Here is a 26,930-nt window from a genome sequence, read left to right as displayed (position 1 = left end):
GCGAACCGGGGCACGTCCGCGGCATGCCGTACGTTCGTGAGTAGAGGGACAGGGGTGACGCCTGCGTCCACGGAGCACGACGGTGCGCCCACGGAGCACGACGGTGCGCCCACGGAGCACGGCAGAAAGCGGAAGAAGGCCCGCTCCCGCACTCCGCGTCGGCGTAGCGTCGGCTGCACGCGTCCCCCTCACCTCTCGGCCACCGTCCTCACCGTCCGGCGGCCCGCCCCTTCGACGACGGCGCCCCGCGCCGGCCATGACAGACCCCAGCACACCCACCAGGACCGGCGAACCACGTGAGCTCCTCTTCCTCCACCAGGCACCTGCCGCACCCCCGGGTGCGGCAGGGGGACCGTGGCGCTTTCCGACTGGTCCGTACTCCACCGTCCCGACCCGATCCCCCTCGTCTGGACGCCGTACAGCGCTCCGTGGTTGACCACGAGTCCGGCCCGCTGCTCGTCCTCGCAGGTCCGGGCACCGGCAAGACCACCACGCTGGTGGAGTCCGTGGCCGCGCGTATCGCCCGCGGCGGGGACCCCGAGCGCGTCCTCGTGCTGACGTTCAGCCGCAAGGCCGCCGTCGAACTGCGCGACCGGATGGCCCTGCGCACCGGCGCGGCCCGCGCCCCGCGCGCGACCACGTTCCACTCCTTCTGCTACGCCCTGGTCCGCGCCCACCAGGACAGCGGTCTGTTCGTGGAACCGCTGCGCCTGCTGTCCGGCCCCGAGCAGGACGTGACCGTCCGCGAGCTTCTCGCCGGCCAGCTCGACCTCGAACGGCTCGGCCTCGCGCACGTGCGCTGGCCGGACGAGCTGCGCGCCTGCCTGACCACGCGAGGCTTCGCCGACGAGGTCCGCGCGGTCCTCGCCCGCAGTCGGGAACTGGGCCTCGGTCCCGACTCGCTGGCCGCCTTCGCGCGGCGCATCGGCCGCCCCGACTGGCAGGCGGCGGCCACCTTCCTCGCCGAGTACCTCGACGTCCTCGACCTCCAGGGCGTGCTCGACTACGCCGAACTCGTCCACCGCGCGGTGCTCCTCGCCCGCCGCCCCGAGGTCGCGCAACGGCTCGCCGCCCAGTACGACGCCGTGTACGTCGACGAGTACCAGGACACCGACCCGGCCCAGGTCCGGCTGCTGCGCGCCCTCGCCGGAGGCGGGCGCACACTGCTCGCCTTCGGCGACCCCGACCAGTCGATCTACGCGTTCCGGGGCGCCGACGTGAACGGCATCCTGCGGTTCCCTCAGACGTTCCCCCGCGCGGACGGCCGCCCGGCGCCCGTCGAGGTGCTGCGCACCTCCCGCCGCTCGGGTGCCGAGCTGCTGGCGGCGACCCGGCTGCTGGCCCGGCGCATGCCGCTCACGCGCCTGCCCGCCGACAAGGTGCGCGCCCACCGGGAACTGACCGCGCAGCGGGAGGGCGGCCGCGTCGAGGTCTACACGTACCCGACACCGGGCACCGAGGTGGACAACATCGCCGACATCCTGCGCCGCGCGCACCTGGAGGACGGCGTCCCGTGGCGCGAGATGGCCGTGCTGGTGCGCGCCGGCGCCCGCACCATCCCGCCGCTCCGCCGCGCCCTGACGGCCGCGGGCGTGCCCCTGGACGTCGACGGCGACGACCTGCCCCTGCGGCACGAACCGGCGGTGGCTCCGCTGCTGACGGCCCTGCGCGCGGTGGCCACGGCGGAGGCGGCTCGGCAGGGAGGGGAGGGGGCGGCGGAGGCGGGGTCCGGCCTGGGGCCGGGTGAGGAGACCGGCGGAATGCCGGACGCGGCGCCCGGCGGGGAGCCGGAGCCGGAGCCGGGCCGGGAGGCTGGCGAGGAGCCCGGCGGGGAAGCGGGCGAGGAGCCGCGGGACGAGGTCGGGGATGAGACGCCGCCCGAGCCGCAGGACGAGGCCTGCTGGCTCGACACCGCGACGGCACTCACCCTCCTCGCGTCGCCCCTGGCCGGCATGGACGCCGCCGATCTGCGCCGCCTTGGCCGCGCCCTGCGCGAGGAGGAACGCGCCGCGGGCAACCCGCTGCCCGCCCCCTCGGACGAGTTGCTCGCGCGGGCGCTCGCGGAGCCCGAGCGCCTGGCCGTGCACGACCCCACGTACGCGCGGGGCGCCCAGCGCCTCGGCGCCCTCCTGAGGAAGGCCAGGGAGCGCCTCGCGGGCGGCGGCACGGCCGAGGAGGCGCTGTGGGACCTGTGGGAGGGCACCCCCTGGCCGGCGCGCCTGGAGCGGGCGGCCCGGCGCGGCGGCGCCGCCGGACGTAACGCCGACCGTGACCTGGACGCGGTGTGCGCGCTGTTCGCGACCGCCGCCCGCGCGGAGGAGCGCACCGGAGGCCGGGGCGCCCTCAACTTCCTGGAGCAGATCGAGGCCGAGGACATCGCCGCCGACACCCTGACTCGGCGCGCCGTGCGCCCCGACGCCGTACGGCTGATGACGGCGCACCGCTCCAAGGGCCTGCAATGGCGCGTGGTGGTCGTCGCGGGCGTCCAGGAGGGACTGTGGCCCGACCTGCGCCGCCGCGGCTCCCTGCTGGAGGCCGACCGGATCGGCCGGGACGGACTCGCCGAACCGCTGACCCCCGGCGCGCTGCTGACCGAGGAGCGCCGCCTGTTCTACGTGGCCGCCACGCGCGCGCGTGAACGCCTGGTGGTGACCGCGGTGAAGGCCCCCGCCGACGACGGCGACCAGCCCTCCCGCTTCCTCACCGAACTCGGTGTCCAGCCCCGTGACGTCACCGGCCGCCCCCGCCGCCCGCTGTCCGTCGCCGCGCTGGTCGCCGAGCTGCGCGCCACGACCGTCGACCCGCGCGTGTCCGACGCCCTGCGGCAGGCGGCCGCGCACCGGCTGGCACGGCTGGCGGCGCTCGCCGACGACGAGGGACGCCCCCTGGTGCCCTCCGCGCACCCGTACCGCTGGTGGGGCATGGCCGACCCGACCGAGAGCAAGGTGCCGCTGCGCGACCGCGACCAGCCCGTGGCGCTGTCCGGCAGCGCCCTCGACCAGCTCGCCAACACCTGCGCGCTGCAATGGTTCCTCGGCCGCGAGGTCAAGGCCGACGCGCCCGCGACCGCCGCCCAGGGCTTCGGCAACGTCGTGCACGTACTGGCCGACGAAGTCGCCTCGGGACGTACCCCCGCCGACCTCGACGTCCTCATGGAACGCCTGGAGACCGTGTGGAACGCGCTCGCCTTCGACGCGCCGTGGAAGTCGGCGCAGGAGAAGGAGAACGCGCGCGTGGCGCTCGAACGCTTCCTGCAGTGGCACGTCCTGGACCGCGCCGGGCGCACACCGGTGGCCAGCGAGCACGACTTCGACGTGACCCTGGCGGCCGGGGAGTACCAGGTGCGCATCCGCGGCTCCATGGACCGCGTGGAGGCGGACGGGGAGGGCCGCGCCTACGTCGTGGACTTCAAGACCGGCAAGCAGGCGCCGACCGGCGCGGACGTCGCCCGCCATCCCCAGCTCGCCGTGTACCAGCTCGCCGTCCGTGAAGGCGCCGTCGACGAGGCCTTCGACGGGACGCGCCCCGAGCCGGGCGGCGCGGAACTCGTCCAGCTGCGCCAGGGCGCGGCCAGACGGGACGGCGGCGAGAGCCTGCCGAAGGTCCAGGCCCAGGAGCCGCTGGAGGGCGAGTGGGTCGGCGACCTGCTGGCCACCGCCGCCGGGAAGGTCCTCGACGAACGGTTCACCCCGACCGCCGGGCAGCACTGCGCGCACTGCTCCTTCCGGGCCTCGTGCAGCGCGCGGCCCGAGGGGCGGCACGTGGTCGAGTGAGCGGCGCGTGGAATGAGCCGACGCGTGGGGTGAGCAGACACGTCGAGTGAGCCGACGCGGGGTGAGCGGACGCGTGAAGTGAGTGGCCACGAAGAGTGAGCGGAGGCGTGGCCGGGGCGGGCCGCCCGGACGCGCGTGCCCTGTGTGACCGACCGCACCACCCGCGCCGACCTGCGTCGACGCCGTCACCCCGGGGTCGTCCGGCACCGGTTGTCAGTGCCCGCCGCTAGCCTCTTCGACGTGCCCGCCCGTATCACCGATCCCGAGCAGCTCAAGGAGCTCCTCGGGATCCCCTTCACCCCGGAGCAGACGGCCTGCATCACCGCGCCGCCGGCCCCGCAGGTGATCGTGGCCGGCGCCGGGTCCGGCAAGACGACCGTGATGGCGGCCCGGGTGGTGTGGCTCGTCGGGACCGGGCAGGTGGCCCCCGAGCAGGTCCTCGGGCTGACCTTCACCAACAAGGCCGCCGGCGAGCTCGCCGAGCGCGTCCGCAAGGCCCTGGTCAGGGCGGGCATCACCGACCCCGATGCCATCGACCCGGACAACCCTCCGGGCGAACCGGTCATCTCCACCTACCACGCCTTCGCCGGCCGCCTGCTGACCGACCACGGCCTGCGCATCGGACTCGAACCCACCGCCCGTCTCCTCGCCGACGCCGGCCGCTACCAGCTCGCCGCGCGGGTGCTCCGCGAGGCGCCCGGCCCCTACCCGGCGCTGACCCGTTCCTTCCCGGACCTGGTGAGCGACCTCCTCGCCCTGGACGCCGAGCTCTCCGAGCACCTCGTGCGCCCCGAGAAGCTGCGCGCGTGGGACGCGGAACTGCTGCTCACCCTCCGGGGCGCCAAGCTCACCAACGCCGACCTGCGCAAGGTGCCCGAGGCCGCCGCCGCCCGCCGGGAGCTGGCCGAGCTGGTGGTCCGCTACCGAGCAGCCAAGCGCGAGCGCGACCTGCTCGACTTCGGCGACCAGATCGCCCTGGCCGCCCGGCTCGCCCAGCTCCCCGAGGCCGGCCGGATCCTGCGCGAGGAGTTCCGGGTGGTCCTCCTCGACGAGTACCAGGACACCTCGGTCGCCCAGCGCGTCCTGCTCTCCGGCCTCTTCGGTGGCGGCACGGGCCACCCGGTGACCGCGGTGGGCGACCCCTGCCAGGCGATCTACGGCTGGCGCGGCGCGTCCGTGGCCAACCTGGACGACTTCCCCGAGCACTTCGCGCGGGCCGACGGCCGCCCCGCCACCCGCCAGGCGCTCAGCGAGAACCGCCGCAGCGGCGGCCGCCTCCTCGACCTCGCCAACGGCCTCGCCGAGCCCCTGCGCGCGATGCACGCGGGCGTGGAGGCCCTGCGCCCCGCCCCCGGCGCCGAACGCGACGGCGTGGTGCGCTGCGCGCTGCTGCCCACGCACGCCGAGGAGATCGAGTGGATCGCCGACTCGATCGCCCACCTCGTGGCGACCGGCAAGGCGCCCGGCGAGATCGCCGTTTTGTGCCGTACGGCGACCGACTTCGCCGAGATCCAGGGCGCCCTGGTCGCGCGGGACGTGCCCGTGGAGGTCGTGGGCCTGTCCGGACTGCTGCACCTGCCCGAGGTCGCCGACCTCGTCGCCGTCTGCGAGGTGCTCCAGGACCCCGGCGCCAACGCCTCGCTGGTACGGCTGCTGACCGGCCCGCGCTGGCGCATCGGCCCGCGCGACCTCGCACTGCTCGGCCGCAGGGCCAGGCGGCTCGTCGCGCACGCGCGCGTGGACGCCGGCGACGACCCCGACCGCCGGCTCGCGGAGGCCGTCGAGGGCGTGGACCCGGCCGAAGTGATCTCGCTCGCGGACGCCCTCGACACCTTCCTGGAGACACCGCTGGACGCGGAGGGGGACGACGACGGGCTGCCGTTCTCGGCCGACGCGCGCGTGCGGTTCGCCCGGCTCGCCGCCGAGCTGCGCGACCTGCGCCGCTCCTTGTCCGATCCGCTGATGGACGTACTGCACCGCGTCCTCGCCGTCACCGGCCTGGAGGTCGAGCTCTCGGCCTCCCCGCACGCCCTGGCCGCCCGCCGCCGCGAGACGCTGTCCAACTTCCTCGACGTCGCCGCCTCCTTCGCCGCCAACGAGAGCGAGGCGACCCTGCTGGCCTTCCTCGGCTTCCTGCGCACCGCCGTCCAGTACGAGAAGGGCCTCGACAACGCCCTGCCCGGCGGCGAGAACACCGTCAAGGTGCTCACCGCGCACAAGTCCAAGGGCCTGGAGTGGGACGTCGTCGCCGTCCCCGGCCTGGTCACCGGCACCTTCCCCAGCGGGCAGGGCCGCGAGAAGTGGACCGCCCAGGCCAAGGTGCTCCCGCACGCGCTGCGCGGCGACGCGGGCACCCTCCCCGCCGTCGACGCCTGGGACGCGCGGGGACTGAAAGCCTTCCACGAGGCCATGAAGGACCACCAGCACACCGAGGAGCTCCGCCTCGGCTACGTCACCTTCACCCGCCCGCGCTCCCTGCTCCTAGGCTCCGGCCACTGGTGGGGCCCGAGCCAGAAGAGGCCCCGCGGCCCCTCCGCCTTCCTCCAGGCCCTCCACGACCACTGCGCGGCCGGGCACGGCGAGATCGAGGCCTGGGCGGACGAACCGGAGGAGGGCGAGGAGAATCCCGCCCTGCGCCGGGCCACCGCCGACCAGGCCTGGCCCCTGCCCCTGGACGAGGCCGCCCTGGCCCGCCGTCGCGCCGCGGCCGCGACCGTCCTGGCCCACTTGGAGGACCTGGCCCTGACGACCCGCGCGGAAGACCGGCCGCGGCCCGCCCACGACCCGGACACCCACGACGACCCGGACTGGCCCGCGCCACCCGAGTACGACGAGGGCGACGACCACGACGACTACGGGGACTACGAGGACCACGACGACTTCGACGAGCCTGCGGCGTACGAGGGCGGCGAGCACAAGGAGCACGACGAGGACACCGGGGACTGGGACCAGTGGACGGCCGACCGCCCCACGGTCCCGCACCAGGCGGCTCCACCGGAGCCTCCCACCGCCCGGCCACCCGTGCCCGCGGCCGAGCCCGAGCCGCTCACCCCTGAGGAGGCCCGTACCGTCGCCTCCTGGGACCGCGACCTGGACGTGCTCGCGGGCGAGCTGCGCCGCGCCCGGCAGGGCGTCACCGAGGTCCCCCTCCCCGTGACCCTGACCGCCTCGCAGCTGCTGCACCTGGCCGCGGACCCGGACGGCTTCGCACGGGAACTCGCGCGCCCCATGCCGCGCCCTCCGCAGCCTGCCGCGCGCCGCGGTACCCGCTTCCACGCCTGGGTGGAGACCCGCTTCGAGGAGCTCACCTTGCCCATGCTGGAGCCCGGGGAACTGCCCGGCACCGACGCCGAGATCGCCGACGAACGCGACCTGGAGACCCTCAAGGACGCCTTCGAGCGCACCGAGTACGCCCACCGCACCCCCCACCGCGTCGAGGCGCCCTTCCAGCTGGAGATCGCCGGACGGGTCGTGCGCGGCCGCATCGACGCCGTCTACCGTGACGGCGAGGGCGACGGGGCGGTGTACGAGATCGTGGACTGGAAGACCGGCAGCGCGCACACCGCCGACCCGCTCCAGCTCGCCGTGTACCGGCTGGCCTGGGCGGAGCAGCAGGGCGTGCCCCCGGAGCGCGTCACGGCCGCGTTCGTGTTCGTGCGCACCGGCGAGGTCGTACGCCCGCGCGACCTGCCCGGCCGGGCGGAGCTGGAGCGGCTGCTGCTCCAGGGTCCGCAGGCCGGCCCGCGGTGTGACGAACCGCCCGAACAGGCTGGCACCGAGTGCCGCTAGGCTCGGGAGCATGAGCCAGACCCCGGACAGCGTCGTCCGCACGTACATCGAGCAGCACCGCACCGCCTTCCTCGACGACCTCGCCGAGTGGCTGCGCATCCCCTCCGTGTCGGCCCAGCCCGACCACGCGCCCGACGTACGGCGCAGCGCCGACTGGCTCGCCGCCAAGCTGAAGGAGACCGGCTTCACCACCGCCGAGGTCTGGCAGACCCCCGGAGCCCCGGCCGTGTTCGCCGAGTGGCCCTCCGACGACCCCGGCGCCCCCACCGTCCTGGTCTACGGCCATCACGACGTCCAGCCCGCCGCCCTCGAGGACGGCTGGGACAGCGACCCCTTCGAGCCGGTCGTCCGCGAGGGCCGGCTGTACGCGCGCGGGGCCGCCGACGACAAGGGGCAGGTGTTCTTCCACACACTCGGCGTCCGCGCCCACCTCGCCGCCACCGGCCGCACCAGCCCGGCCGTCAACCTCAAGCTGCTGATCGAGGGCGAGGAGGAGTCCGGCTCCCCGCACTTCAGGGCGCTGGTCGAGAGCCGCGCCGGGCGCCTGGCGGCCGACGCGGTGATCGTGTCCGACACCGGCATGTGGTCGCGGGACACCCCCACCGTGTGCACCGGCATGCGGGGCCTCGCCGAGTGCGAGATCCGTCTGTACGGGCCCGACCAGGACATCCACTCCGGCTCCTTCGGCGGCGCCGTGCCCAACCCGGCAACGGCCGCCGCCCGCCTCGTCGCCGCCCTGCACGACGAGCACGCGCGCGTGGCGATCCCCGGCTTCTACGACGGCGTCGTCGAACTCACCGACCGCGAGCGCGAACTCTTCGCCGAGCTGCCCTTCGACGAGGAGCAGTGGCTGCGCACCGCCAAGTCGCACGCTGCCCACGGCGAGGCCGGCCACACCACCCTCGAGCGCGTCTGGGCCCGCCCCACCGCCGAGGTCAACGGCATCGGCGGCGGCTACCAGGGCCCCGGAAGCAAGACGATCATCCCCTCCACGGCGATGGTGAAGCTCTCCTTCCGCCTGGTCGCCGGCCAGGACCCCGACCACGTCGAGAAGGCCGTCCGCGCCTGGGCCGCCGAGCAGGCGCCCGCCGGCATCCGCTGCGAGATCGCCTTCGGCGCGGCCACCCGCCCCTGCCTGACCCCACTGGACCACCCGGCCCTGCAATCCGTGGTCCGCGCCATGGGCCGCGCCTTCGGCACCACCGTCCGCTTCACGCGCGAGGGCGGCTCGGGACCGGCCGCCGACCTCCAGGAGGTCCTCGACGCACCCGTCCTCTTCCTGGGCATCTCCGTCCCCTCCGACGGCTGGCACGCGCCGAACGAGAAGGTCGAGCTGGACCTCCTCCTCAAGGGCGTCGAGACCAGCGCGCATCTGTGGGGCGACCTCGCCGAGCACTGGCCCGATGCGCCCTGAGACACGGCCGCCGTCCGGGACCGGCACCCGCGCGGGGCACACTGGAAGGGCCGTCCCGCACCTCCACGCCCCGCCGGACCCGGTCGCCGCCTGACGCCCGTCCCACCGAACCGCCGCCGAAACAACCGTTGCACCGGGGGAGTTGGAAGCACCCGTGACCACCTGGACCGACCACACCGCCGACCGGCCCGTCTCACTCACCGCGCCCAGCGGCATCGACCGCGCCGCCCACCACCGGCTCGACGAGGCCTGGCTCGCCGCGGCTTGGAGCCACCCCACCACCCGCTGCTTCGTGGTCTCCGGCGGCCAGGTGCTCATCGACGAGACGGCCGACGGCCGTACCGAACTCGTCATGACCCCGTCCTTCGAGGCGCCCCTGACCGAGGCGCACCGCTACTTCCTGGGCACGGACGCCGAAGGCGTCAGCTACTTCGCGCTCCAGAAGGACTCCCTGCCCGGCCGCATGGACCAGTCCGCCCGCCCGGCGGGCCTGCGCGAGGCGGGCCTGCTGCTGTCGCCCCGCGACGCCGGCCTGATGGTGCACGCGGTGGCCCTGGAGAACTGGCAGCGCCTGCACCGCTTCTGCTCCCGCTGCGGCGAGCGCACCGTGATCGCCGCCGCCGGCCACATCCGCCGCTGCCCGGCCTGCGGCGCCGAGCACTACCCGCGCACCGACCCCGCGGTGATCATGGCGGTGACCGACGACGAGGACCGCATCCTCCTCGGCCGCCAGGTGCACTGGCCCGAGGGCCGCTTCTCCACGCTCGCCGGCTTCGTCGAGCCCGGCGAGTCCATCGAGCAGTCGGTGCGCCGGGAGGTCCACGAGGAGGTCGGCATCGCCGTCGGCCAGGTCGAGTACGTCGCCAGCCAGCCCTGGCCGTTCCCGTCCAGCCTCATGCTGGGCTTCATGGCCCACGCCACCTCGACCGACATCGACGTGGACGGCGACGAGATCCACGAGGCCCGCTGGTTCTCCCGCCAGGAACTGGGCGCGGCCTTCGAGTCCGGCGAGGTGCTCCCTCCGTACGGCATCTCGATCGCGGCCCGGCTCATCGAGCTCTGGTACGGCCAGCCGCTGCCGACGCGGAGCTTCGTCTGAGGGTTCCGCGGTCGCGCAGGGCAAAGGCGCAGACAGCGAGAAGGCGGCTTCCGAGGTGATCTCGGAAGCCGCCTTCTCACTGTCTGGTCCGGCGGGTCGGCGGGTGGCCGGTGTCAGGCGCCGATCTTCTGCTTGACCTGCGCCAGCGACGGGTTGGTGAGCGTGGAGCCGTCCTCGAAGAGCACGGTCGGGACGGTCTGGTTGCCGTTGTTCGCCTTCTCCACGAAGGTCGCGGACTCCGGGTCCTGCTCGATGTTGATCTCGGTGTACGCGATGCCCTCGCGGTCCATCTGGCTCTTGAGCCGGCGGCAGTAGCCGCACCACGTGGTGCTGTACATCGTCACAGTGCCCGGCATGTCTCTCGCGCTCCTTCGGCGGGTCGGGGACGGATCCTCGCTCGTGAGGAACGTACGCGACCGGCCCGGCATTCCCTCGGGGGGTATCCGGTCCGGCGTGACGCCTGCCGCATTAGTACGACCGCAGGGCCCTGCCTGTGGACAACCGGCTCACCCGTCTCCGCCGACCTGGCAGCATGGCGGTGTGACAGCAGCAACGCACTCCCCGCTCTTCTCGCAGGTCCCGGACTCTGCCGACGCGGTGCTCGAGGGGCTCGACCCCGAGCAGCGCGAGGTGGCCACCTCCCTGCGCGGTCCGGTGTGCGTGCTGGCCGGAGCCGGCACCGGCAAGACGAGGGCGATCACCCACCGCATCGCCTACGGGGTGCGCGCGGGCATCCTCCAGCCCTCCAGCGTGCTCGCCGTCACCTTCACCAACCGCGCGGCCGGCGAGATGCGCGGGCGGCTGCGCCAGCTCGGCGCGCCGGGCGTGCAGGCCCGCACCTTCCACTCGGCCGCGCTGCGCCAGCTCCAGTACTTCTGGCCGAAAGCGGTCGGTGGCAGCCTGCCCCGGCTGGTCGACCGCAAGATCCAGCTGGTCGCCGACGCGGCCGCCGCCTGCCGCATCCACCTCGACCGGGGCGAGCTGCGGGACGTCACCGCGGAGATCGAGTGGTCCAAGGTCACCCAGACCGTGCCCGCCGACTACGCGCTCGCAGCCGCGAAGGCCGGCCGCGAGTCCCCGCGCGACCCGGCCGAGATCGCCCAGCTGTACTCCGTCTACGAGGACCTCAAGCGGGACCGCTCGGTCATCGACTTCGAGGACGTGCTGCTGCTGACGGTCGGCATCCTGCAGAGCCGTCAGGACATCGCCGAGCAGGTCCGCGCCCAGTACCAGCACTTCGTGGTGGACGAGTACCAGGACGTCAGCCCGCTCCAGCAGCGCCTGCTGGAGCTGTGGCTGGGGGAGCGGGACAGCCTGTGCGTGGTGGGCGACGCCAGCCAGACGATCTACTCCTTCACGGGAGCAACCCCCGATCACCTGCTCGACTTCCGTGCCCGCCATCCCGGCGCCACCGTCGTCAAGCTGGTCCGCGACTACCGCTCCACCCCGCAGGTCGTCCACCTCGCCAACGGACTGCTCGCCCAGGCGAGCGGCCGGGCCGCCGACCACCGGCTGGAACTGGTCTCCCAGCGCGCCCCCGGCCCGGAGCCCGTCTACACCGAGTACACCGACGAGCCCGCCGAGGCCGAGGGCGCCGCCCGCCGCATCCACGACCTCATCGCCTCCGGTGTCCCGGCGAGCGCCATCGCGGTCCTGTTCCGGACGAACGCCCAGTCCGAGACCTACGAGCAGGCCCTCGCGGACGCCGGTGTGCCCTACCAGCTCCGCGGCGCCGAGCGCTTCTTCGACCGTCCGGAGGTGCGCAAGGCGGGCATCGCCCTGCGGGCCGCCGCCCGCTTCGGCGGCAACGACTCCCTGCTGGACGACGCCGTCGACCTGCCCTCCCAGGTGCGGGCCGTCCTTTCCGGCGAGGGCTGGACCTCGCAGCCCCCGGCCGGCTCGGGCGCCGTCCGGGAGCGCTGGGAGTCGCTCGCCGCCCTGGTGAGCCTCGCCCAGGACTTCGCCGCCGCCCGCCCCGGCGCCACCCTGGGGGACCTGGTGGCCGAGCTGGACGAGCGCGCCGGCGCCCAGCACGCCCCCACGGTCCAGGGCGTCACCCTCGCCTCCCTGCACTCCGCCAAGGGACTGGAGTGGGACGCCGTCTTCCTGGTCGGCGTCGCCGAGGGCATGATCCCGATCACCTACGCCAGGACCGACGAGCAGATCGAGGAGGAGCGCCGCCTGCTCTACGTCGGCGTCACCCGCGCCCGCGAGCAGCTGTACGTCTCCTGGTCGCTGTCCCGCTCGCCCGGCGGCCGCCCCAGCAGACGCCCCAGCCGCTTCCTGGACGGGCTGCGGCCCGGCTCCGCCGCGCTCGCCGCCCGCGCGCAGGCGGCCGGCGCCGGGGGAGTCGAGCGCGGCTTCACCGCCCCGGCGGCCGGCGTGGGCTCGGCGCCCCGGCGTACCCGGCGGGTGCCGGCCCGCTGCCGGGTCTGCGGGCGCACGCTCACCGACGCCGGCGAGATGAAACTGATGCGCTGCGAGGACTGCCCCTCCGACATGGACGAGGGGCTCTACGAGCGGCTGCGCGAGTGGCGGGCGGAACAGGCGCGGCTCAGCGGGCAGCCGGCGTTCTGCGTCTTCACCGACAAGACGCTGATGGCGATCGCCGAGGCGTCCCCGGACGACGACCGGGAGCTCGCGCGGATCCCCGGCGTGGGGACGCGCAAGCTCAACCGCTACGGGGCCGATGTCCTGGCCATCTGCGCAGGTGGGCGCCCCGGGGAGGAAGAGGGCGCGGACTGATGCCAACTCGTCGAAAAAATAGTTTGCGTACGCCCCGTCAGTCCCCATAGGTTCTTGGTCACGGGAACAGCGGCCTTCCTGAGGCCCTGATTCCGTGCTGTACTTACATATCCGTACGGGCCGGCTCACCACCGGTCCCCTTGGACGCCGAGAGGAGGCGATTGAAGTGATCAGCATGAAGAGCAGCTTTGTCAGCACCGCCAAAATGACCGATCGCTCGGTCGTCTCCCTGTGCATGCTCGGCGTCTTCGGTCAGGGCACCGGTCTGTCCGGCATTCGTGCCGTGCGTCCGGCGTCCCTCGTGGCTCCCGCGGGTCTTCCCGTCCGTGAGCGCGATGAGCGACCGACCAAGGCACTGGCAGCAGCGGTAGAGGCACAGGCGCAGGCCTATGCCTTTGCGGCGGCCGGTGCCGGAAACCGGAAGCAGACGACGCAGCACCACCTGATGTGGGCCTTCCGTGGGCCAGAACCCTGGAGTGATCCAGCCTGATCGCCGATCAGGCCGGCGCCTTCAGGGCCGCGGAACCCCACCCGGGATCCGCGGCCCTTCTGTTTTCCCTGAGCGGGAGAACGGAGCGAAGGGGCCTCGGGACAAGAAAAGACCCGGTACCCAGCCGACACCCGGCCCACCCGGCCGGACCGACCAGACGAGGAAGACGAACCGTGCAACTCGAAGCGCACGCCCCGTCCGTACCGCCTTCCGACACGATCCCCAAGCCCGGTCTCACGGAGGACCCCGCCTTGATCCCGCTCACCGCGCTCACCGCGCTCGACGACGCCATCGAGAACCTCGGCGTGCCCGTCCCGTGCCGCTCCTACGACCCGGAGGTCTTCTTCGCCGAGTCGCCGGCGGACGTGGAGTACGCCAAGTCCCTCTGCCGCACCTGCCCGCTGATCGAGGCCTGCCTCGCCGGCGCCAAGGAGCGGCGTGAGCCCTGGGGCGTCTGGGGTGGCGAGCTGTTCGTCCAGGGTGTTGTCGTCGCCCGGAAGCGGCCGCGTGGCCGCCCGCGCAAGAACCCGGTCACGGCATGAACACCGCAGGAACGATCGACCGCCCCCTCACGCACGACCCCGAGAAGCAGGCCCCGATGAAGCCGTCCACCAGCGAGCCCGCAGGCTCCGCGACCGAAGACGTCACCACCACCGGCGCGAACGACTCGCGTCAGAACAGGACCCGAGAGATGCAACTCATCCCAGAAGCCCTGGCCCGTGCGCATATGCACGAGCGCCTGCGCGAGGCGGAGGAGCAACGTCAGGCCGTGCGCCTGATCGCCGCCCGCCGGATGCAGCGCCGCGCCGAGCGCGCCTCGCGCCGCGCCCGCCGCGCCCTCGCCATGGCGGTCATGCAGTAACCGGCCGCACCGCCCGGCGGTGTTCTCCCCTCACCGGGAGACACGCGGCGGGCACAACCGTCCTCGTGGGGGCCGGTCCGTGACGAGCGGGCCGGCCCCCACGGTGCGTTGCTGGGCCCGCTCCACCGGGCGGCGGTACCGTCGCCTCGTGACGAGTCCCACCGGCGGCCACGACCACGACGACTGCACGCGGCAGCGCCCGTCCGCGGTGTGCGCGCGCTGCGGCAACCGGGCCGAGGGCCCGCCGCCCACGTGGACGTGTTCCGTGGAGAACGGCGTCCGCCGCTACTTCTGCGACGCCTGCTCCCGGGAGAACCTCCGCGCCATCGAGGGCCGGCTCGACTCCGCCTGGTGGTAGACCCGGCCCTCCTCCCGCACCGGGCCCGCGCGGCTCAGGCCTCGGCGACCGACTCCTCAGGCTCTTCCGGCTCCTCGCTCTCCAGGTCCGGCACGAACCCGGGGAGCCACTCCTCCAGCTCCTCCCTCAACCGCACCGTGGCCCCGAGCTGGCACAGCACACCGATCGTGCTGAGGGTGACGCGGTGAATCAGCAGGTACGACGGTGGCAGGTTGAGCCGCTTGCCCAGCTGGTAGGCGGGGGAGCGGGGGTCGGCGATGCGGGCCGCCTGGCTGCGCATCCAGCCGCGGGTGAAGGTGAACTCCTCCACCTGGGCCGGTTCGATGATCGGCAGCAGATAGTCGAGGACCGCGTCGGGGTCCAGGTCGATCGACTCCTTGACGAAGCCCTCCGCGCACAGCAGTTCGTAGACCGCTTCCGCCTCCCCGTCCAGCGTCATGCGCAGGGACTCGCCGATCGGGGCGGGCAGACCACCGGGCAGGCGGTCGACCGTGCCGAAGTCCAGCACGCCGAGCCGCCAGTCCTCCTCGCCGTCCGGACCGCCGGGCAGGAGACGGAAGTTGCCCGGGTGCGGGTCGGCGTGCAGCAGGCCGGTGCGGGCCGGACCGGAGAACAGGAAGCGGGCGAGGAGCTGGCCGGCGCGGTCGCGCTGCTGCGGGGTGCCGTCCGCGATCACCTCCGACAGCGGGACGCCGTCGATCCACTCGGTGACCAGCACCTGCTCGCGCTGGTGCACCACGGCCGGGACCACGACGTCGGGGTCGTCCGCGAACTCCGTCGCGTGTGCGGACTGGGCCTGGGCCTCGAGGCCGTAGTCGAGTTCCTCGGAGACGCGGTCCCTGAGCTCGGCGATCAGGGGCTTGATGTCCATGCCCGGGATCAGCGGACCCAGCAGCCGGGCGAACCGGCTCAACTGGCTCAGATCGGACAGCAGGGCCTCGCCGGCTCCGGGGTACTGGACCTTGACCGCCACCTCGCGGCCGTCGTGCCAGACCGCGCGGTGGACCTGTCCGATCGAGGCCGCGGCGGAGGGCTTGTCCTCGAACTCCACGAAGAGCTCGCGCCAGTCGGCACCGAGCCGCTCCTCCAGCACCGCGTGCACGGTGCGGGTCGGCATCGGCGGCGCCGCCTCCTGGAGCTTGGTGAGCGCGGCCCGGTAGGGCCCGGCCACCTCCTCGGGCAGCGCCGACTCGAAGACGGACAGCGCCTGCCCGAACTTCATCGCCCCGCCCTTGAGCTCGCCCAGCACCTTGAACAGCTGCTCGGCCGTGCGTTGCTGCAGCTCGCGGCCGACGAGCTCCGCCGATTCCCCGACGATCCTCTTGCCGAGTCCCCAGGTCGCTCTCCCGGCGAAGCCGAGCGGGAGCGCGGCGAGCTTGGCGGTCCGGGTGACCGCCTTCCGGGGAAGATCAGACATGCGCCCTCCAAGTCCCAGCAAGCCGCTCCGCGTCTGCCTGGCGGCAGGGCGTGGACGACGGCCGTTGCACCGCCATTGTCCCGCGTGGGCCCGCTTCCTCGGAGGTGTGTTTGCCCACGCCTTCCCGCGAGCCCTCCTTCGCCGCCCCGCACGGGCACGCGGGATGCGGCCGCACCGGGCGCGAGCGCCAGTCCAGCCCGGGCACGGACACCTCCCAGCGGGCGTCCGCGCTGGACGGCAGCCCGCCGTCCAGGAAGGCCAGGGCGTGCGCGGCCGCCAGTGCGGCGACGGTCGTGGCGAGCGCCAGGTCGCAGGGGCGCACGGCGCGCTGTCTCCCCGAGCGCCACTGCGCCACCAGCCGGGGCCAGGCCGCGTCCCCCTCGCCGCGGTCGCGGTCCAGACAGCCGGCGCAGCCCGTGGCGCCCGGAAGCACGAGCGGGCCCACTACGCCGGTGCCCTCCACCACACCCGCGTACAGGTGCGGGGTCCCCGACTCTACGAGGCCGGCGGTCGCGGACGGGTCGGGCGCGTGCACGGCGAGGTCGTCCCGCGGGGCCAGGACCACCAGCGCGAACCCCGGGTCCCCGGCCCCGGACGGCTCCGGGCCCGGCCCACCGCGCACCGGACGGTCCGGGGCGGCCCGCCGCACCGCGCGCCGTGCCGCCGCGTCCCTGCGCTCGCCGACCGCCTCGGCGGGCAGCCCGCCCGGAGCGACGTCCCACGGCTCGACGCGGCCGCCGTCGAGCACCTCGACCTCACCGACGCCCGCGCCCGACAGCAGCGCGGCCAGCACCGCGCCCACCCGGCCGGCGCCGCGGACCCGCACCCGCAGCTCGCGCCGGGCGGCCAGCCGCCCGATCGCCTCGCCCGGTCCGCGCGCGACCAGCGAGAGCGAGGCGAGATCGGGGGCCAGCCGGTCCATGACCTCCCGCTTCTCGCGCAGGGCTGAGGCCGCATCCCCGCCTCCCCGCGCGTCGTCCAGCAGCCCCGCGCGGGCGAGCCCCCGCACGAGCCGGTCGACGTGGCCCTCCGGGAGGTCCATGCGGTGCCCCTCCTGCCGGAGCAGGGGCAGGCCGCGCGTGCCGTTGAGCAGTTCCAGGAAGTGGCCCGTCGCCGTGTCCATCGGGCCCACGGTCAGTGCGTGCGCGGGGGTCATCCCGAACTGCACGGTGCTGCGGTCGCGCCAGGCGCGCCGGAGCGCGCTCTTCACCATCGGATGCATACGGGCCCCCGTAGCCGTAGAGAGTCGGAAGGTCGCAGAGCGTCCTCATGTGCCGGTGGAGCCGGTCGTCGCTCCGCCGTCGAGTGCCAGAATGCACGGCCCGGCCGGCCGGTGCGGAAAGTTGTCCACAGGCGGTGGATGATCGTCGTACTCGTCGTAATAATCGGTCGTACGAAGCAAACGCCCGGTGGGGGATCGGTACGGAACCGTCCCGGACCCGGGACTTCTCCTGGGTGCACCCGGTAACGTCGGGGCGTGTCCGCCGACCCACTGCACAGCGCCGGAACGCCACAGCGCAGCAAGACGAGCCCGCCGCCGAGCGGCTTGACGGCGAGCGCGATCGAGGTCCGCAGGAGCGCCCGCCGCCGCAGGACCGTCTCCGCCTACCGCGAAGGCGACCGCACCATCGTGCTGATCCCCGCCCGCATGTCCGAGGCGGAGGAGCGGCGCTGGGTCACCGTCATGCTGGACAAGCTGGCCGCCCAGGAGAACAGGCGGACCATCGGTGACGGCGAGCTGGCCGAGCGCGCCCGGCGGCTGTCGGCGCAGTACTTCGACGGCAGGGCCCGGCCCGCCTCGGTCCGCTGGGTCACCAACCAGAACACCCGCTGGGGGTCGTGCACGCCGGCGGAGGGCAGCATCCGCCTCTCGCACCGGCTCCAGGGCATGCCCGAGTACGTCGTCGACTACGTCCTCCTCCACGAACTCGCGCACCTGCTCGTGCCCGGCCACGGCCCCGACTTCTGGCGGCTCCTCGAGGCCTATCCGCGCACCGAACGGGCCAGGGGCTACCTGGAGGGGGTCGTCGCGGCGGCCCGCCTGCCCCAACTGCCCGGGGCCCGCGCCGAGTGAGCCGATCGCGCCGCCCGCCGTCGTCCGGTGCGGCCCGACAGGGATTGTGTACCGGCTTCGTACCGACTTCGTCCGGTGTCGGAGTTTGCGGTTAGCCTGGCGCGACGCACTCGCACTCGGGACGGGGGACGGTCGTTACGCATGCCCAGGGAATTCCAACGCGGCCACAAGGCCAGGATCAGTGACCTGACCGCGGGCACGGATCTGTACGTCGGCGTGCAGATCTCCGCCCCCGGACTGACCTTCGACATCAGCTGCTTCGGCCTGGATGCCGACGAACGGCTCTCGGACGACCGGTACTTCATCTTCTTCAACCAGCCGAAGTCCCCCGAGGAGGCCATCCAGCTGCTGGGGGCCCAGGCCGGCGACACGGAGTCCTTCCGGGTGACGCTGGACCGCATCCCGCCCACCGTCCAGAAGCTGTCCTTCACGGCGACGATCGACGGCGACGGGCAGATGTCCCGGATCAACCCCGGATACCTGCGCATCGTGGCGGGTGGGGAAGAGGTGGCCCGGTACTCGTTCAGCGGCTCGGAGTTCACCACCGAACGGGCCGTCATGCTGGGCGACTTCTACCTCAAGGACGTGTGGCGGTTCGCGGCCGTCGGCCAGGGCTTCGACGGCGGCCTCGAGGCGCTGCTGAAGAACTTCGGCGGCGAGGTCCTCGAGGAGGACACCCCCGAACCCGCCCCGGCCCCGCAGCAGCCGCAGACCGGCGGCGCGCCCGGCTTTGCCCCGCCCGCCTTCGGCGCCCCCTCGGCCCCGCCCGCGCCGTCCGCTCCCACGCCCCCGCCCGCGCCGCAGCCCGCCCACCAGGGGTTCGCGCCGCCCGCGGCCACCCCGCCGCCCCCGCCCGCGGCCCCCGCGCCCTCCGTGCACGCGGCGCCGACGATCATCGCGCCCATGACCCCGCCGGGCGGCACGGTCCCGCCGCCCGCCCCGGCCCCGGCGCCCTACGGACAGCCCGGACAGCACCAGCCCTACGGCCACCAGCCCCCGGCCCCGACCGCGCCGCCACCTCCCGGCTACGGACAGCCGCCCGCTCCTCACGCCCCGCCCCCGCCCCCCGGCTACGGCCAGCAGCCCTACGGCCAGGTTCCGGGCCAGGTTCCGCCCGCGCCGTACGGCGGCGTCCCGCAGGGCGTCCCCCAGGGCGCGCCCCAGGGCACCGGCGTGGCCGCGGCGCTCAGCAAGTTCAAGGAGACGCCCACCGGCCAGCGCTGGACGCTGCAGAACGGCAAGCTGGTCCGCGCCGACCTGGGCGTGGGCGGACAGCCCGTGCTCGCCCGGCAGGGCAGCATGGTGCTCTACCAGGGCAAGGTCGACTTCAGCTACAAGGGCGCCGGCTTCGTCGGCCGGATCGTCGGCAACGCCACCGGCCAGGAGATGCAGCTGATGCGCTGCACCGGCCAGGGACAGGTGTTCTTCGCCGAGAGCGCCGCCCACCTGCACCCGGTCGAGCTCCAGGGCGACGCGATCTGCGTCTCCGCCGAGAACGTCCTCGCCTTCGACGAGAGCCTCCAGTACGAGGTCCGCCGCATCGAGGGACACGGCATCCCCGGCGGCGCCCTGTTCACCATGCAGTTCCAGGGCACCGGCACCATCGTCGTCAAGACGCACGGCACGCCCGTCGTACTGCCCGTCACGCCTACGACGTTCGTCGACTCCAACGCGGTCGTCGCCTGGTCGGCCGCCGCGCAGGTCATCGTCTCCAGCCAGGTGCGCATGCGCCGCAACGCCTACCCCGGGGACACCGGCGAGGGCGTCAACCTGCAGTTCCGCGCCGCACCCGGCAACTTCGTCGTCGTCCAGCCCTACGAGGTCTAAGGGGAGCCCGTCATGAACCAGCCGCTCGCGGGCTACGCCCCGGCACCCGTCACCGCCCGCATGGAGAACCACGGCAGCCACATGCTGAAGGTCGCCATGCAGACCGGAAACGACCTCCTCGCGCGCGTGGGGTCGATGGTCGCCTACGAGGGATTCATCCAGTACGAGCCCAACCCGCCCGCCGTGCGCCAGATCGCCCGCGACTGGATCACCGGCGAGGGCGCACCGCTGATGAAGTGCTCCGGCGACGGCCTGCTCTATCTCGCCGACTACGGGGCCAACGTCGTCGTCATCAACCTGGGCGGCGACGCGATCTCCGTCAACGCCACCAACCTGCTGGCCTTCGACGCGAACCTCCAGTGGGGCGTCGAACGGGTCAAGGGCCTGGCCAAGTTCGCCGGACAGGGCCTGTGGAACACCAAGATCTCGGGACAGGGCTGGGTCGCGCTCACCTCCCGGGGCGAGCCGATCGTCGTCGACTGCGGCGGCGGCGAGGACGAGACCTACGTCGACCCCGACGCGCTCGTCGCCTGGTCGCCGAACCTGAAGGTGAAGGGCAAGCGCAGCTTCAAGGCGCAGTCCCTGATCGGCCGGGGCAGCGGCGAGGCGTACCAGATGGCGTTCTCCGGCACGGGCATCGTCGTCGTCCAGCCCAGCGAGGACAGCACCGACCGCCTCCGGTTCCGGGGCTGAGGGGGAGTCAGTACATCATGCAGAGCCCGCTTTTCGCCTTCAACGACGCCCAGACCCAGGAGCGCTGGAGCCTGCAGAACAAGCAGATGCTGCGCGTCACCCTGGAGGGCCACGACGACATCCTCGCCCGCAAGGGCACGATGGTCGCCTACCAGGGCCTGATGGAGTTCGACGCGGAGTACCAGGGCCACGGACAGGCACGCGCGCGTGCCTACACGGGCGAGGGCCTGGACCTGATGCGCTGCCACGGGCAGGGCACGGTCTACCTCGCCAACCTCGCCCAGTACGTGCACCTCATGGACGTGGAGCAGGACGGCCTGACCGTCGACAGCGCCTACGTGCTGGCGATGGACTCCTCGCTGCACCACGAGGTCATCGCCGTCGACAGCATGTACGGCATCTCCGGCTCCGGGAAGTACCAGCTGAACATCACCGGCCGCGGAAAGGTCGCCCTGATGACCTCGGGCGCCCCGCTGCTCATGCAGGTCACGCCCGACAAGTACGTCAACTGCGACGCCGACGCCATCGTCGCCTGGTCCACCGGGCTGCGGGTGCAGATGCAGGCCCAGACGCACTCCTCGGGGGTGTGGCGGCGGCGCGGCAACACCGGCGAGGGCTGGGAGCTCAGCTTCATGGGCAGCGGCTACGCGCTCGTCCAGCCCAGCGAGCTGCTGCCGCCCCAGAACGCCGTGATCGGGCAGGGGCTGGCCGCCCAGTTCGGCATGGGCCAGCAGGGCGCGCGCGGGCAGAACCAGGGCAACGTCTGGAGCTGAGCACGGGGTAAGGGGTGACCGCCAGGGCGGTCACCCCTTACCCGCACCCTTCGTGCACGGCCATCTTTCGTGCACGGCCGCGTTCAGAGCCTGGCCCGGGTGGCCTCCAGCAGCCGTACGACGGAGTCGTCCGCGACGCCGGCGACCTCGTCGTAGGCGAACCAGCGCAGGTCCAGGGACTCGTCGCTGATCTCGTGGACCGCGCCGGGCGGGGCGAGCACGGCGTACTGCACGTCGAGGTGCCAGTGGCACGGCGCCGGGATCGGATGCCGGTCCAGCCGGACCGGTCCGCCGGGCAGCAGCGCGAGCCCGGCGATGCCGGACTCCTCCGTGGCCTCCCGCAGCGCGGCCGCCGCGACGGTGGCGTCGCCCGGCTCGCAGTGGCCGCCCATCTGGAGCCACATCCGCAGCTTGCGGTGCAGCGTCAGCAGCACCCGGCCGCGCTCGGGGTCGATCACCAGGGCGCTCGCGGTGAGGTGGCCGGCGTGGCACGCCTTCCACATGCCGTCCGGGTGCGCGGACAGGTGGTCCAGATAGGCCTGGCGCAGCTCGTCCTGGTCCCCGTACCCCTTCAGTACGAGGACCGCGTCGTCGTGAAGGCTCACTCCTCGCCGTCGCCCTTGCCGTCGTCCTTGTGGTCGCCGTCCTGCGCCGGGTCCTTCTTGTGCAGGTCGGGCTTCCCGGCGCCGCCGGCCGCCTCGCCGAGCATCCTGTCCAGCTCGGAGAAGTCCAGCTGCTCGCGGTGCACGAAGCCGTCCGGGTCGTCCAGGTCGGCGGCCGTCGGCAGCATGTCCGGGTGGGCCCACAGACCGTCGCGGCCCTCGATCCCACGCGCGTCGGTCAGCGAGGCCCACAGCCGGGAGGCGTCGCGCAGGCGGCGCGGGCGCAGCTCCAGGCCGATCAGCGTGGCGAACGTCTGCTCGGCGGGGCCGCCGGAGGCACGGCGCCGGCGCAGCGTCTCGCGCAGCGCGTCCGCGGACGACAGGCGCGGCTTGGCGGCCGCGTGCACCACCGCGTCCACCCAGCCCTCCACGAGCGCCAGAGCGGTCTCCAGACGGGCCAGGGCGGCCTTCTGCTCCGGGGTGTCCTCCGGCTGGAACATGCCCTGCTGGAGGGCGTCCTGCAGCTGCTCGGGATTCTGCGGGTCGAACTGGCCGACCACGTCCTCCAGCTTGGCGGTGTCGACCTTGATCCCGCGCGCGTACCCGTCGACCGCGCCGAACAGGTGCGAGCGCAGCCACGGCACGTGCGCGAACAGGCGCTGGTGGGCGGCCTCGCGCAGCGCGAGGTACAGCCGCACCTCCTCCTGGGGCACGCCCAGGTCCTTGCCGAACGCCTCGATGTTCACCGGCAGCAGCGCGGCCCGGCCGGCCGGGCCGAGCGGCAGGCCGATGTCGGTGGAGCCGACGACCTCGCCGGCCAGCACGCCCACGGCCTGCCCGATCTGGGTGCCGAACATGGCGCCGCCCATCGAGCGCATCATGCCGATCAGCGGGCCGGCCATGGCCTGCATCTCCTCGGGCAGCACGTCGCCCATGGCGGTGCCCACGCGCTCGGCGACCGGGTCGACGAGCTCCTGCCAGGCCGGCAGGGTCGCCTCGACCCACTCCGCGCGGGACCACGCCACCGCGGAGGCGGCGCCGGACGGCAGCGACGTCACGTCGTCGAGCCACAGGTCGGCCAGGCGTACGGCCTCCTGGACCGCGTTGCGCTCGGCGGGGCCGACGCTGGCGTCCTTGGTGCCGTCGGAGGTGCCCTGGGACACCGTCTGGCGGGCGATCTGCTTGGCCATGTCCCAGTTCACCGGGCCGCCCTCGTAGGAGAGCATCTGGCCCAGCTGCTGGAAGGCGGCGCCCAGGTCGGTGGGGTTCAGCGAACCGAACATGGCAGCGAGCGGATTGTCGGCGCCGGGCCCGCCAAGGCCTCCGGCCCCAGGCCCGAAACCGAACGGGTTGGCCGGTCCCTGCCCACCACCGCTCTGCTGGTCCTTCTTCTTGCCCTCGTCGCCGTCGTCCGGCTCCTCCGGCGGAAGGCCGAATCCGAATGGGGTGTCACTCACGGGGTTCCTCGGCTGGTAAGGCCACCGGTTCTCTCCGGCGGCGCGGCTGCCCGACAACACCACCCAGCGTAGACACCGCGGGCGGTTCGGGCCTCGGTGCTTCGCCGACACGACGCCTGCGGCAGGATGGAGCCACCTGGTACGTACGCGTCATTCGCGCCCGTATGGAAGACAACCGCTGGAGACGCCCGGTGAGTTCCCCAGATCCACAGGTTCGCGCAGCGCGAAACCCTCGAAGCTCCCCCGCCGTGCGCGGGCCCGTCGTCGCGGTCACCGGAGCCGCGAGCGGCGTCGGCGCCCTGCTCACCGGGCGGCTGGCCGCGTCCGGCGAGATCAAGCAGGTCATCGCCATCGACGAGCGGCGCGGGGAGTGCGCGGCGGCGCAGTGGCACATCCTCGACGTACGGGACCCGGCGATCGCCGAGAAGCTGCGCGGGGCGGACGTCGTCGTGCACCTCGCGCTCGACCTCGACCTGGAGACCGACCCCGCCGCCCGTACGGCCTACAACGTCCGGGGGACGCAGACCGTGCTGACCGCCGCGGCCGCGGCCGGGGTGCACCGGGTCGTGCTGTGCACCTCCGCGATGGTGTACGGCGCGCTGCCGGACAACGAACTGCCGCTGTCGGAGGACGCGGAGCTGCGGGCGACCGCGGAGGCGACGGGCGTCGGCGACCTGCTGGAGATCGAGCGCCTCGCGCGCCGGGCCCCCCGCGCGCATCCCGGGCTCAACGTCACCGTGGTGCGCCCTGCCGTGCTGGTCGGCGGCACCGACACCGCGCTGACCAGGTACTTCGAGTCGCCGCGCCTGCTCGTCGTGGCCGGATCGCGCCCCGCGTGGCAGTTCTGCCACGTCGACGACCTGTGCGGGGCGCTGGAGTACGCCGTGCTGGAGAAGGCTGAGGGGGAGCTGGCCGTCGGGTGCGACGGGTGGCTGGAGCAGGAGGAGGTCGAGGAGCTCAGCGGGATCAGGCGCATGGAGCTGCCGTCGGCGGTCGCGCTGGGCGCGGCGGCACGGCTGCACCGCATCGGGCTCACGCCGTCACCTGCGGGCGACCTCGCCTACACGATGTACCCCTGGGTGGTCAGCGGCAGCCGGCTGCACGACGCCGGGTGGCGTCCCAAGTGGACCAACGAGGAGGTCCTCGCGGAGCTCCTGGAGGAGGTCTCCGGGCGTCACACGGTGGCCGGACGGCGGCTCGGGCGCAAGGACGCCACGGCGGCGGGAGCGGCCGGCGCGACGGTCGCCCTCCTGGGCGCCGCGGCGGTCGTACGACGGGCCCGCAAGGCCCGTCGCCGGATCTGAGCCGGGGCGCACGCGCGGGCGGTCCTGCTCGCCGCCGTGCGTCCCGCGCGGGCACGGGCGCGACGGGGCCTCCCGGGGCACCGCACTCGTAGGACACCACAACGGCCACGCGCGCGTGCCGGACGACGGGGGCATTTCCCGTGGTCGCGCGCGTGCGGCACGATTGAGCCATGGCACCCACCACTGACCACCCCGGCGAGCGCGCCGCCGACGACCCCATCAAGCTGATCGGCATCAGGGAGACGCCGCTCTCCCTGGACGAGGTCTTCCGGGCCGTCGGGGACGACGCGGCCGGCGGGACCGCGCTCTTCGTGGGCACCGTGCGCAACCACGACGGCGGCGCCGACGTCGACGAGCTCGGCTACTCCTGCCACCCCACGGCGGAGGCCGAGATGCGGCGGATCGCCGAGAAGGTCGCCGCCGAGTACCCCGTGCGGGCGCTCGCGGCCGTGCACCGGGTGGGCGGTCTGAGGGTCGGGGACCTCGCCGTCGTCGTCGGCGTGTCGTGCCCGCACCGGGGCGAGGCCTTCGAGGCCTGCCGCAAACTCATCGACGACCTCAAGCACGAGGTGCCGATCTGGAAGCACCAGAAGTTCTCCGACGGTACCGAGGAGTGGGTCGGCGCCTGCTGAGCCGAACCCCTGTGCCGTACCCCGGGTTGCGTAACCGGCCCCCTGCCGTGAGCGTTGTCAGTGCGGATGGTTAATCTGCTGATCAGTCAGTTGCGGTCGCTCAATTGGGGTTGGGAGGTCAGCATGGCGGCGCTCGCCTGGTTGCTGATTCCGTTGATGGCTGCGATAGGCGCCGGACTGTGGGGGAGCTGGGCGAACCGGACCCGCAAGGCGCGCTCCGACGGCCCCGAGCTGGACGGGTACGCCCGGTTCCGCGAGGCCATGGAGCGGTCCACCTCCGGCACCTGACCGAAGCCCGTCGTGCGGGGCGGACGGCGGCCCTGACGGTGCGCCGACACACCCGTCCCGTACTGTCGAGTCATGCCACGCCGCACCGCGACGATGCTCGCCTCCACCCTGATGCTGATCGCGCTCCTGTGCGCGGGAGTCTTCCTCCCCGTGCCGTACTCGGAGATGTCCCCGGGACCCACGGTCAACACCCTCGGTGACCACGACGGCGAGCCGGTGCTGCAGATCTCCGGGCACAAGACCTACCCGGCGGACGGCCACCTCAACATGACCACCGTCCGGGTCACCAGCGCCGACTACCGGATGAACCTGGTGGAGGCCGTCTACGGCTGGCTGGCGCACGACGACCGGGTCGTCCCGCACGACACGCTCTACCCGGACGGCAAGACGGAGGAGCAGTCCACCCAGGAGAACGCGGAGGAGTTCAGCCAGTCCCAGGAGAGCGCCAAGGTCGCGGCCCTGAAGGAACTCGGCGTCCCGGTCAAGTCGTGGGTGATCGTCTCCACCGTCGTCAAGGGCACCCCGGCCCAGGGCCGGCTGCACGCCGGCGACGTGATCAAGGCCGTCGACGGCACGGCGGTCAAGCAGCCCTCGGACGTCGCCAAGCTGGTCACCAAGCACAAGCCGGGACAGGACGTCGTCTTCACGATCGTGCCCGCCAAGGACCAGGCCGCGGCCGAGAAGGCGCACAAGCAGGCGACGGCCACGAAGGACGTCACCATCACGACCGCCGAGTCCGACGACACCGGCGCCAAGCGCGCGATCGTGGGAATCTCCGCCGGGACCGACCACACCTTCCCGTTCACCATCGACATCAAGCTCGCCGACGTCGGCGGGCCCAGCGCGGGCCTGATGTTCGCCCTCGGCATCTACGACAAGCTCACCCCGGGCAGCCTGACCGGCGGGAAGTTCGTGGCCGGCACCGGCACGATCGACGACCAGGGCAAGGTCGGCCCGATCGGCGGCGTCGAGATGAAGACGGTCGGCGCCCGCGACAAGGGCGCGCAGTACTTCCTGACGCCCGCGGACAACTGCGCGGCCGCCGCGAAGGACACCCCCTCAGGGCTGACCCTGGTCAAGGTCAACACCATCGGCGACGCCCTGAACGCCCTCAAGGACATCCGCACCGGCGACACCGCCGCCCTGCCGAAGTGCACCACCAAGGGCTGAGAGAAGAAGACGGGGGAGCGGGGAAGAAGACGGGGGAGCGGGGAAGCTGGCCGGGGCGCACTCGCAGTCGAGCGCGCCCCCAGGGCAGCCCCAGGTCACCCCCGGCGGCCCCGCACCGAAGCCGGCCGCCGGCCGCCGGCCCCCGGGTCGTCAGCCTCCGGTC

Annotated in this window: 22 protein-coding genes; 17 read left to right on the top strand and 5 right to left on the bottom strand. The window is 73.5% G+C overall.

Features of this window, described 5'->3' with window-relative positions; genetic code table 11:
- Positions 1-296: 296 nt before the first annotated feature.
- The 4 genes from IE217_RS17215 (at position 297) to nudC (ending at position 10,075) form a co-directional block, all read left to right on the top strand.
- Positions 297-3,773, top strand: a complete 3,477-nt coding sequence (locus tag IE217_RS17215) for an ATP-dependent helicase (protein ID WP_190178745.1) — start codon at positions 297-299, stop codon at positions 3,771-3,773.
- A 240-nt stretch (positions 3,774-4,013) separates the two neighbouring features.
- The gene (locus IE217_RS17210; RefSeq protein ID WP_190178744.1) at positions 4,014-7,562 is read left to right on the top strand and encodes an ATP-dependent DNA helicase; all 3,549 of its coding nucleotides are present in this window, start codon (positions 4,014-4,016) and stop codon (positions 7,560-7,562) included.
- Positions 7,563-7,572: 10 nt separating this feature from the next.
- Positions 7,573-8,976 carry a dipeptidase gene (locus tag IE217_RS17205; protein ID WP_190178743.1) on the top strand — a complete coding sequence of 468 codons (1,404 nt, stop codon included), beginning with the start codon at positions 7,573-7,575 and terminating at the stop codon, positions 8,974-8,976.
- Between the two features lie 154 nt (positions 8,977-9,130).
- Positions 9,131-10,075 (top strand): NAD(+) diphosphatase, encoded by a 945-nt coding sequence (gene nudC / locus IE217_RS17200; RefSeq protein ID WP_190178742.1) that lies wholly within the window; start codon positions 9,131-9,133, stop codon positions 10,073-10,075.
- A 113-nt stretch (positions 10,076-10,188) separates the two neighbouring features.
- On the opposite strand, the gene IE217_RS17195 is transcribed toward nudC, so the two are convergent.
- Complete coding sequence (locus tag IE217_RS17195) at positions 10,189-10,431, bottom strand: mycoredoxin (RefSeq protein ID WP_190178741.1); 243 nt, start codon at positions 10,429-10,431, stop codon at positions 10,189-10,191.
- A 184-nt stretch (positions 10,432-10,615) separates the two neighbouring features.
- Between IE217_RS17195 and IE217_RS17190 the strand changes: the two genes are divergently transcribed.
- The 5 genes from IE217_RS17190 to IE217_RS17170 all read left to right on the top strand — a co-directional run bounded on the left by IE217_RS17190 (position 10,616) and on the right by IE217_RS17170 (position 14,530).
- On the top strand, positions 10,616-12,820 hold the full coding sequence (locus IE217_RS17190; RefSeq protein ID WP_190178740.1) for an ATP-dependent DNA helicase UvrD2: 2,205 nt from the start codon (positions 10,616-10,618) through the stop codon (positions 12,818-12,820).
- A 166-nt stretch (positions 12,821-12,986) separates the two neighbouring features.
- The gene (locus IE217_RS17185; RefSeq protein ID WP_190178739.1) at positions 12,987-13,310 is read left to right on the top strand and encodes a hypothetical protein; all 324 of its coding nucleotides are present in this window, start codon (positions 12,987-12,989) and stop codon (positions 13,308-13,310) included.
- Positions 13,311-13,483: 173 nt separating this feature from the next.
- Positions 13,484-13,852 carry a WhiB family transcriptional regulator gene (locus tag IE217_RS17180; RefSeq protein WP_189705287.1) on the top strand — a complete coding sequence of 123 codons (369 nt, stop codon included), beginning with the start codon at positions 13,484-13,486 and terminating at the stop codon, positions 13,850-13,852.
- Entirely contained in the window at positions 13,849-14,172 is a 324-nt protein-coding gene (locus tag IE217_RS17175; RefSeq protein WP_190178738.1) for a putative WhiB-interacting protein, read from the top strand. Before IE217_RS17180 ends, IE217_RS17175 begins: the two co-directional genes overlap by 4 nt.
- Before the next feature lie 148 nt (positions 14,173-14,320).
- Complete coding sequence (locus IE217_RS17170) at positions 14,321-14,530, top strand: hypothetical protein (protein WP_190178869.1); 210 nt, start codon at positions 14,321-14,323, stop codon at positions 14,528-14,530.
- A 34-nt stretch (positions 14,531-14,564) separates the two neighbouring features.
- Here IE217_RS17170 and IE217_RS17165 read toward each other — a convergent pair whose 3' ends face one another.
- Both IE217_RS17165 and IE217_RS17160 read right to left on the bottom strand, forming a co-directional pair.
- On the bottom strand, positions 14,565-15,947 hold the full coding sequence (locus IE217_RS17165) for an ABC1 kinase family protein (protein ID WP_190178737.1): 1,383 nt from the start codon (positions 15,945-15,947) through the stop codon (positions 14,565-14,567).
- Positions 15,940-17,169, bottom strand: a complete 1,230-nt coding sequence (locus IE217_RS17160) for a TOMM precursor leader peptide-binding protein (RefSeq protein ID WP_190178736.1) — start codon at positions 17,167-17,169, stop codon at positions 15,940-15,942. The genes IE217_RS17165 and IE217_RS17160 overlap by 8 nt, the downstream gene beginning before the upstream one ends.
- A 255-nt stretch (positions 17,170-17,424) precedes the next feature.
- Between IE217_RS17160 and IE217_RS17155 the strand changes: the two genes are divergently transcribed.
- The 4 genes from IE217_RS17155 to IE217_RS17140 all read left to right on the top strand — a co-directional run bounded on the left by IE217_RS17155 (position 17,425) and on the right by IE217_RS17140 (position 21,314).
- Positions 17,425-18,021, top strand: a complete 597-nt coding sequence (locus IE217_RS17155; RefSeq protein WP_190178735.1) for a M48 metallopeptidase family protein — start codon at positions 17,425-17,427, stop codon at positions 18,019-18,021.
- 141 nt (positions 18,022-18,162) lie between these two features.
- Positions 18,163-19,848, top strand: coding sequence for a TerD family protein (locus tag IE217_RS17150; RefSeq protein WP_190178734.1), 1,686 nt, complete (start codon positions 18,163-18,165; stop codon positions 19,846-19,848).
- Between the two features lie 12 nt (positions 19,849-19,860).
- Positions 19,861-20,541, top strand: coding sequence for an AIM24 family protein (locus IE217_RS17145; RefSeq protein ID WP_190178733.1), 681 nt, complete (start codon positions 19,861-19,863; stop codon positions 20,539-20,541).
- A 17-nt stretch (positions 20,542-20,558) separates the two neighbouring features.
- Positions 20,559-21,314: an AIM24 family protein gene (locus tag IE217_RS17140; RefSeq protein WP_190178732.1), complete on the top strand. Its 756-nt coding sequence runs from the start codon at positions 20,559-20,561 to the stop codon at positions 21,312-21,314.
- Positions 21,315-21,397: 83 nt separating this feature from the next.
- On the opposite strand, the gene IE217_RS17135 is transcribed toward IE217_RS17140, so the two are convergent.
- Together IE217_RS17135 and IE217_RS17130 are read right to left on the bottom strand one after the other, a co-directional pair.
- Positions 21,398-21,919 carry an NUDIX hydrolase gene (locus tag IE217_RS17135; RefSeq protein ID WP_190178731.1) on the bottom strand — a complete coding sequence of 174 codons (522 nt, stop codon included), beginning with the start codon at positions 21,917-21,919 and terminating at the stop codon, positions 21,398-21,400.
- Entirely contained in the window at positions 21,916-23,373 is a 1,458-nt protein-coding gene (locus IE217_RS17130) for a zinc-dependent metalloprotease (protein ID WP_190178730.1), read from the bottom strand. The genes IE217_RS17135 and IE217_RS17130 overlap by 4 nt, the downstream gene beginning before the upstream one ends.
- A gap of 191 nt (positions 23,374-23,564) precedes the next feature.
- Here IE217_RS17130 and IE217_RS17125 point away from each other — a divergent pair, with 191 nt between their 5' ends.
- The 4 genes from IE217_RS17125 (at position 23,565) to IE217_RS17115 (ending at position 26,767) form a co-directional block, all read left to right on the top strand.
- On the top strand, positions 23,565-24,677 hold the full coding sequence (locus IE217_RS17125; protein ID WP_190178729.1) for an SDR family oxidoreductase: 1,113 nt from the start codon (positions 23,565-23,567) through the stop codon (positions 24,675-24,677).
- A 170-nt stretch (positions 24,678-24,847) separates the two neighbouring features.
- A complete protein-coding gene (locus IE217_RS17120) occupies positions 24,848-25,309 on the top strand; it encodes a molybdenum cofactor biosynthesis protein MoaE (protein WP_190178728.1) in 462 nt (153 codons plus the stop codon).
- A 156-nt stretch (positions 25,310-25,465) separates the two neighbouring features.
- Positions 25,466-25,597 carry a hypothetical protein gene (locus IE217_RS35110; protein WP_268249151.1) on the top strand — a complete coding sequence of 44 codons (132 nt, stop codon included), beginning with the start codon at positions 25,466-25,468 and terminating at the stop codon, positions 25,595-25,597.
- Positions 25,598-25,669: 72 nt separating this feature from the next.
- Complete coding sequence (locus tag IE217_RS17115; RefSeq protein WP_190178727.1) at positions 25,670-26,767, top strand: YlbL family protein; 1,098 nt, start codon at positions 25,670-25,672, stop codon at positions 26,765-26,767.
- The last annotated feature ends 163 nt before the right edge of the window (positions 26,768-26,930 follow it).

It is taken from the genome of Streptomyces naganishii JCM 4654, from assembly GCF_014650575.1.
GTDB classification, from domain to species: Bacteria; Actinomycetota; Actinomycetes; order Streptomycetales; family Streptomycetaceae; genus Streptomyces; species Streptomyces naganishii.
This window is presented reverse-complemented; position numbering and strand designations above follow the sequence as displayed.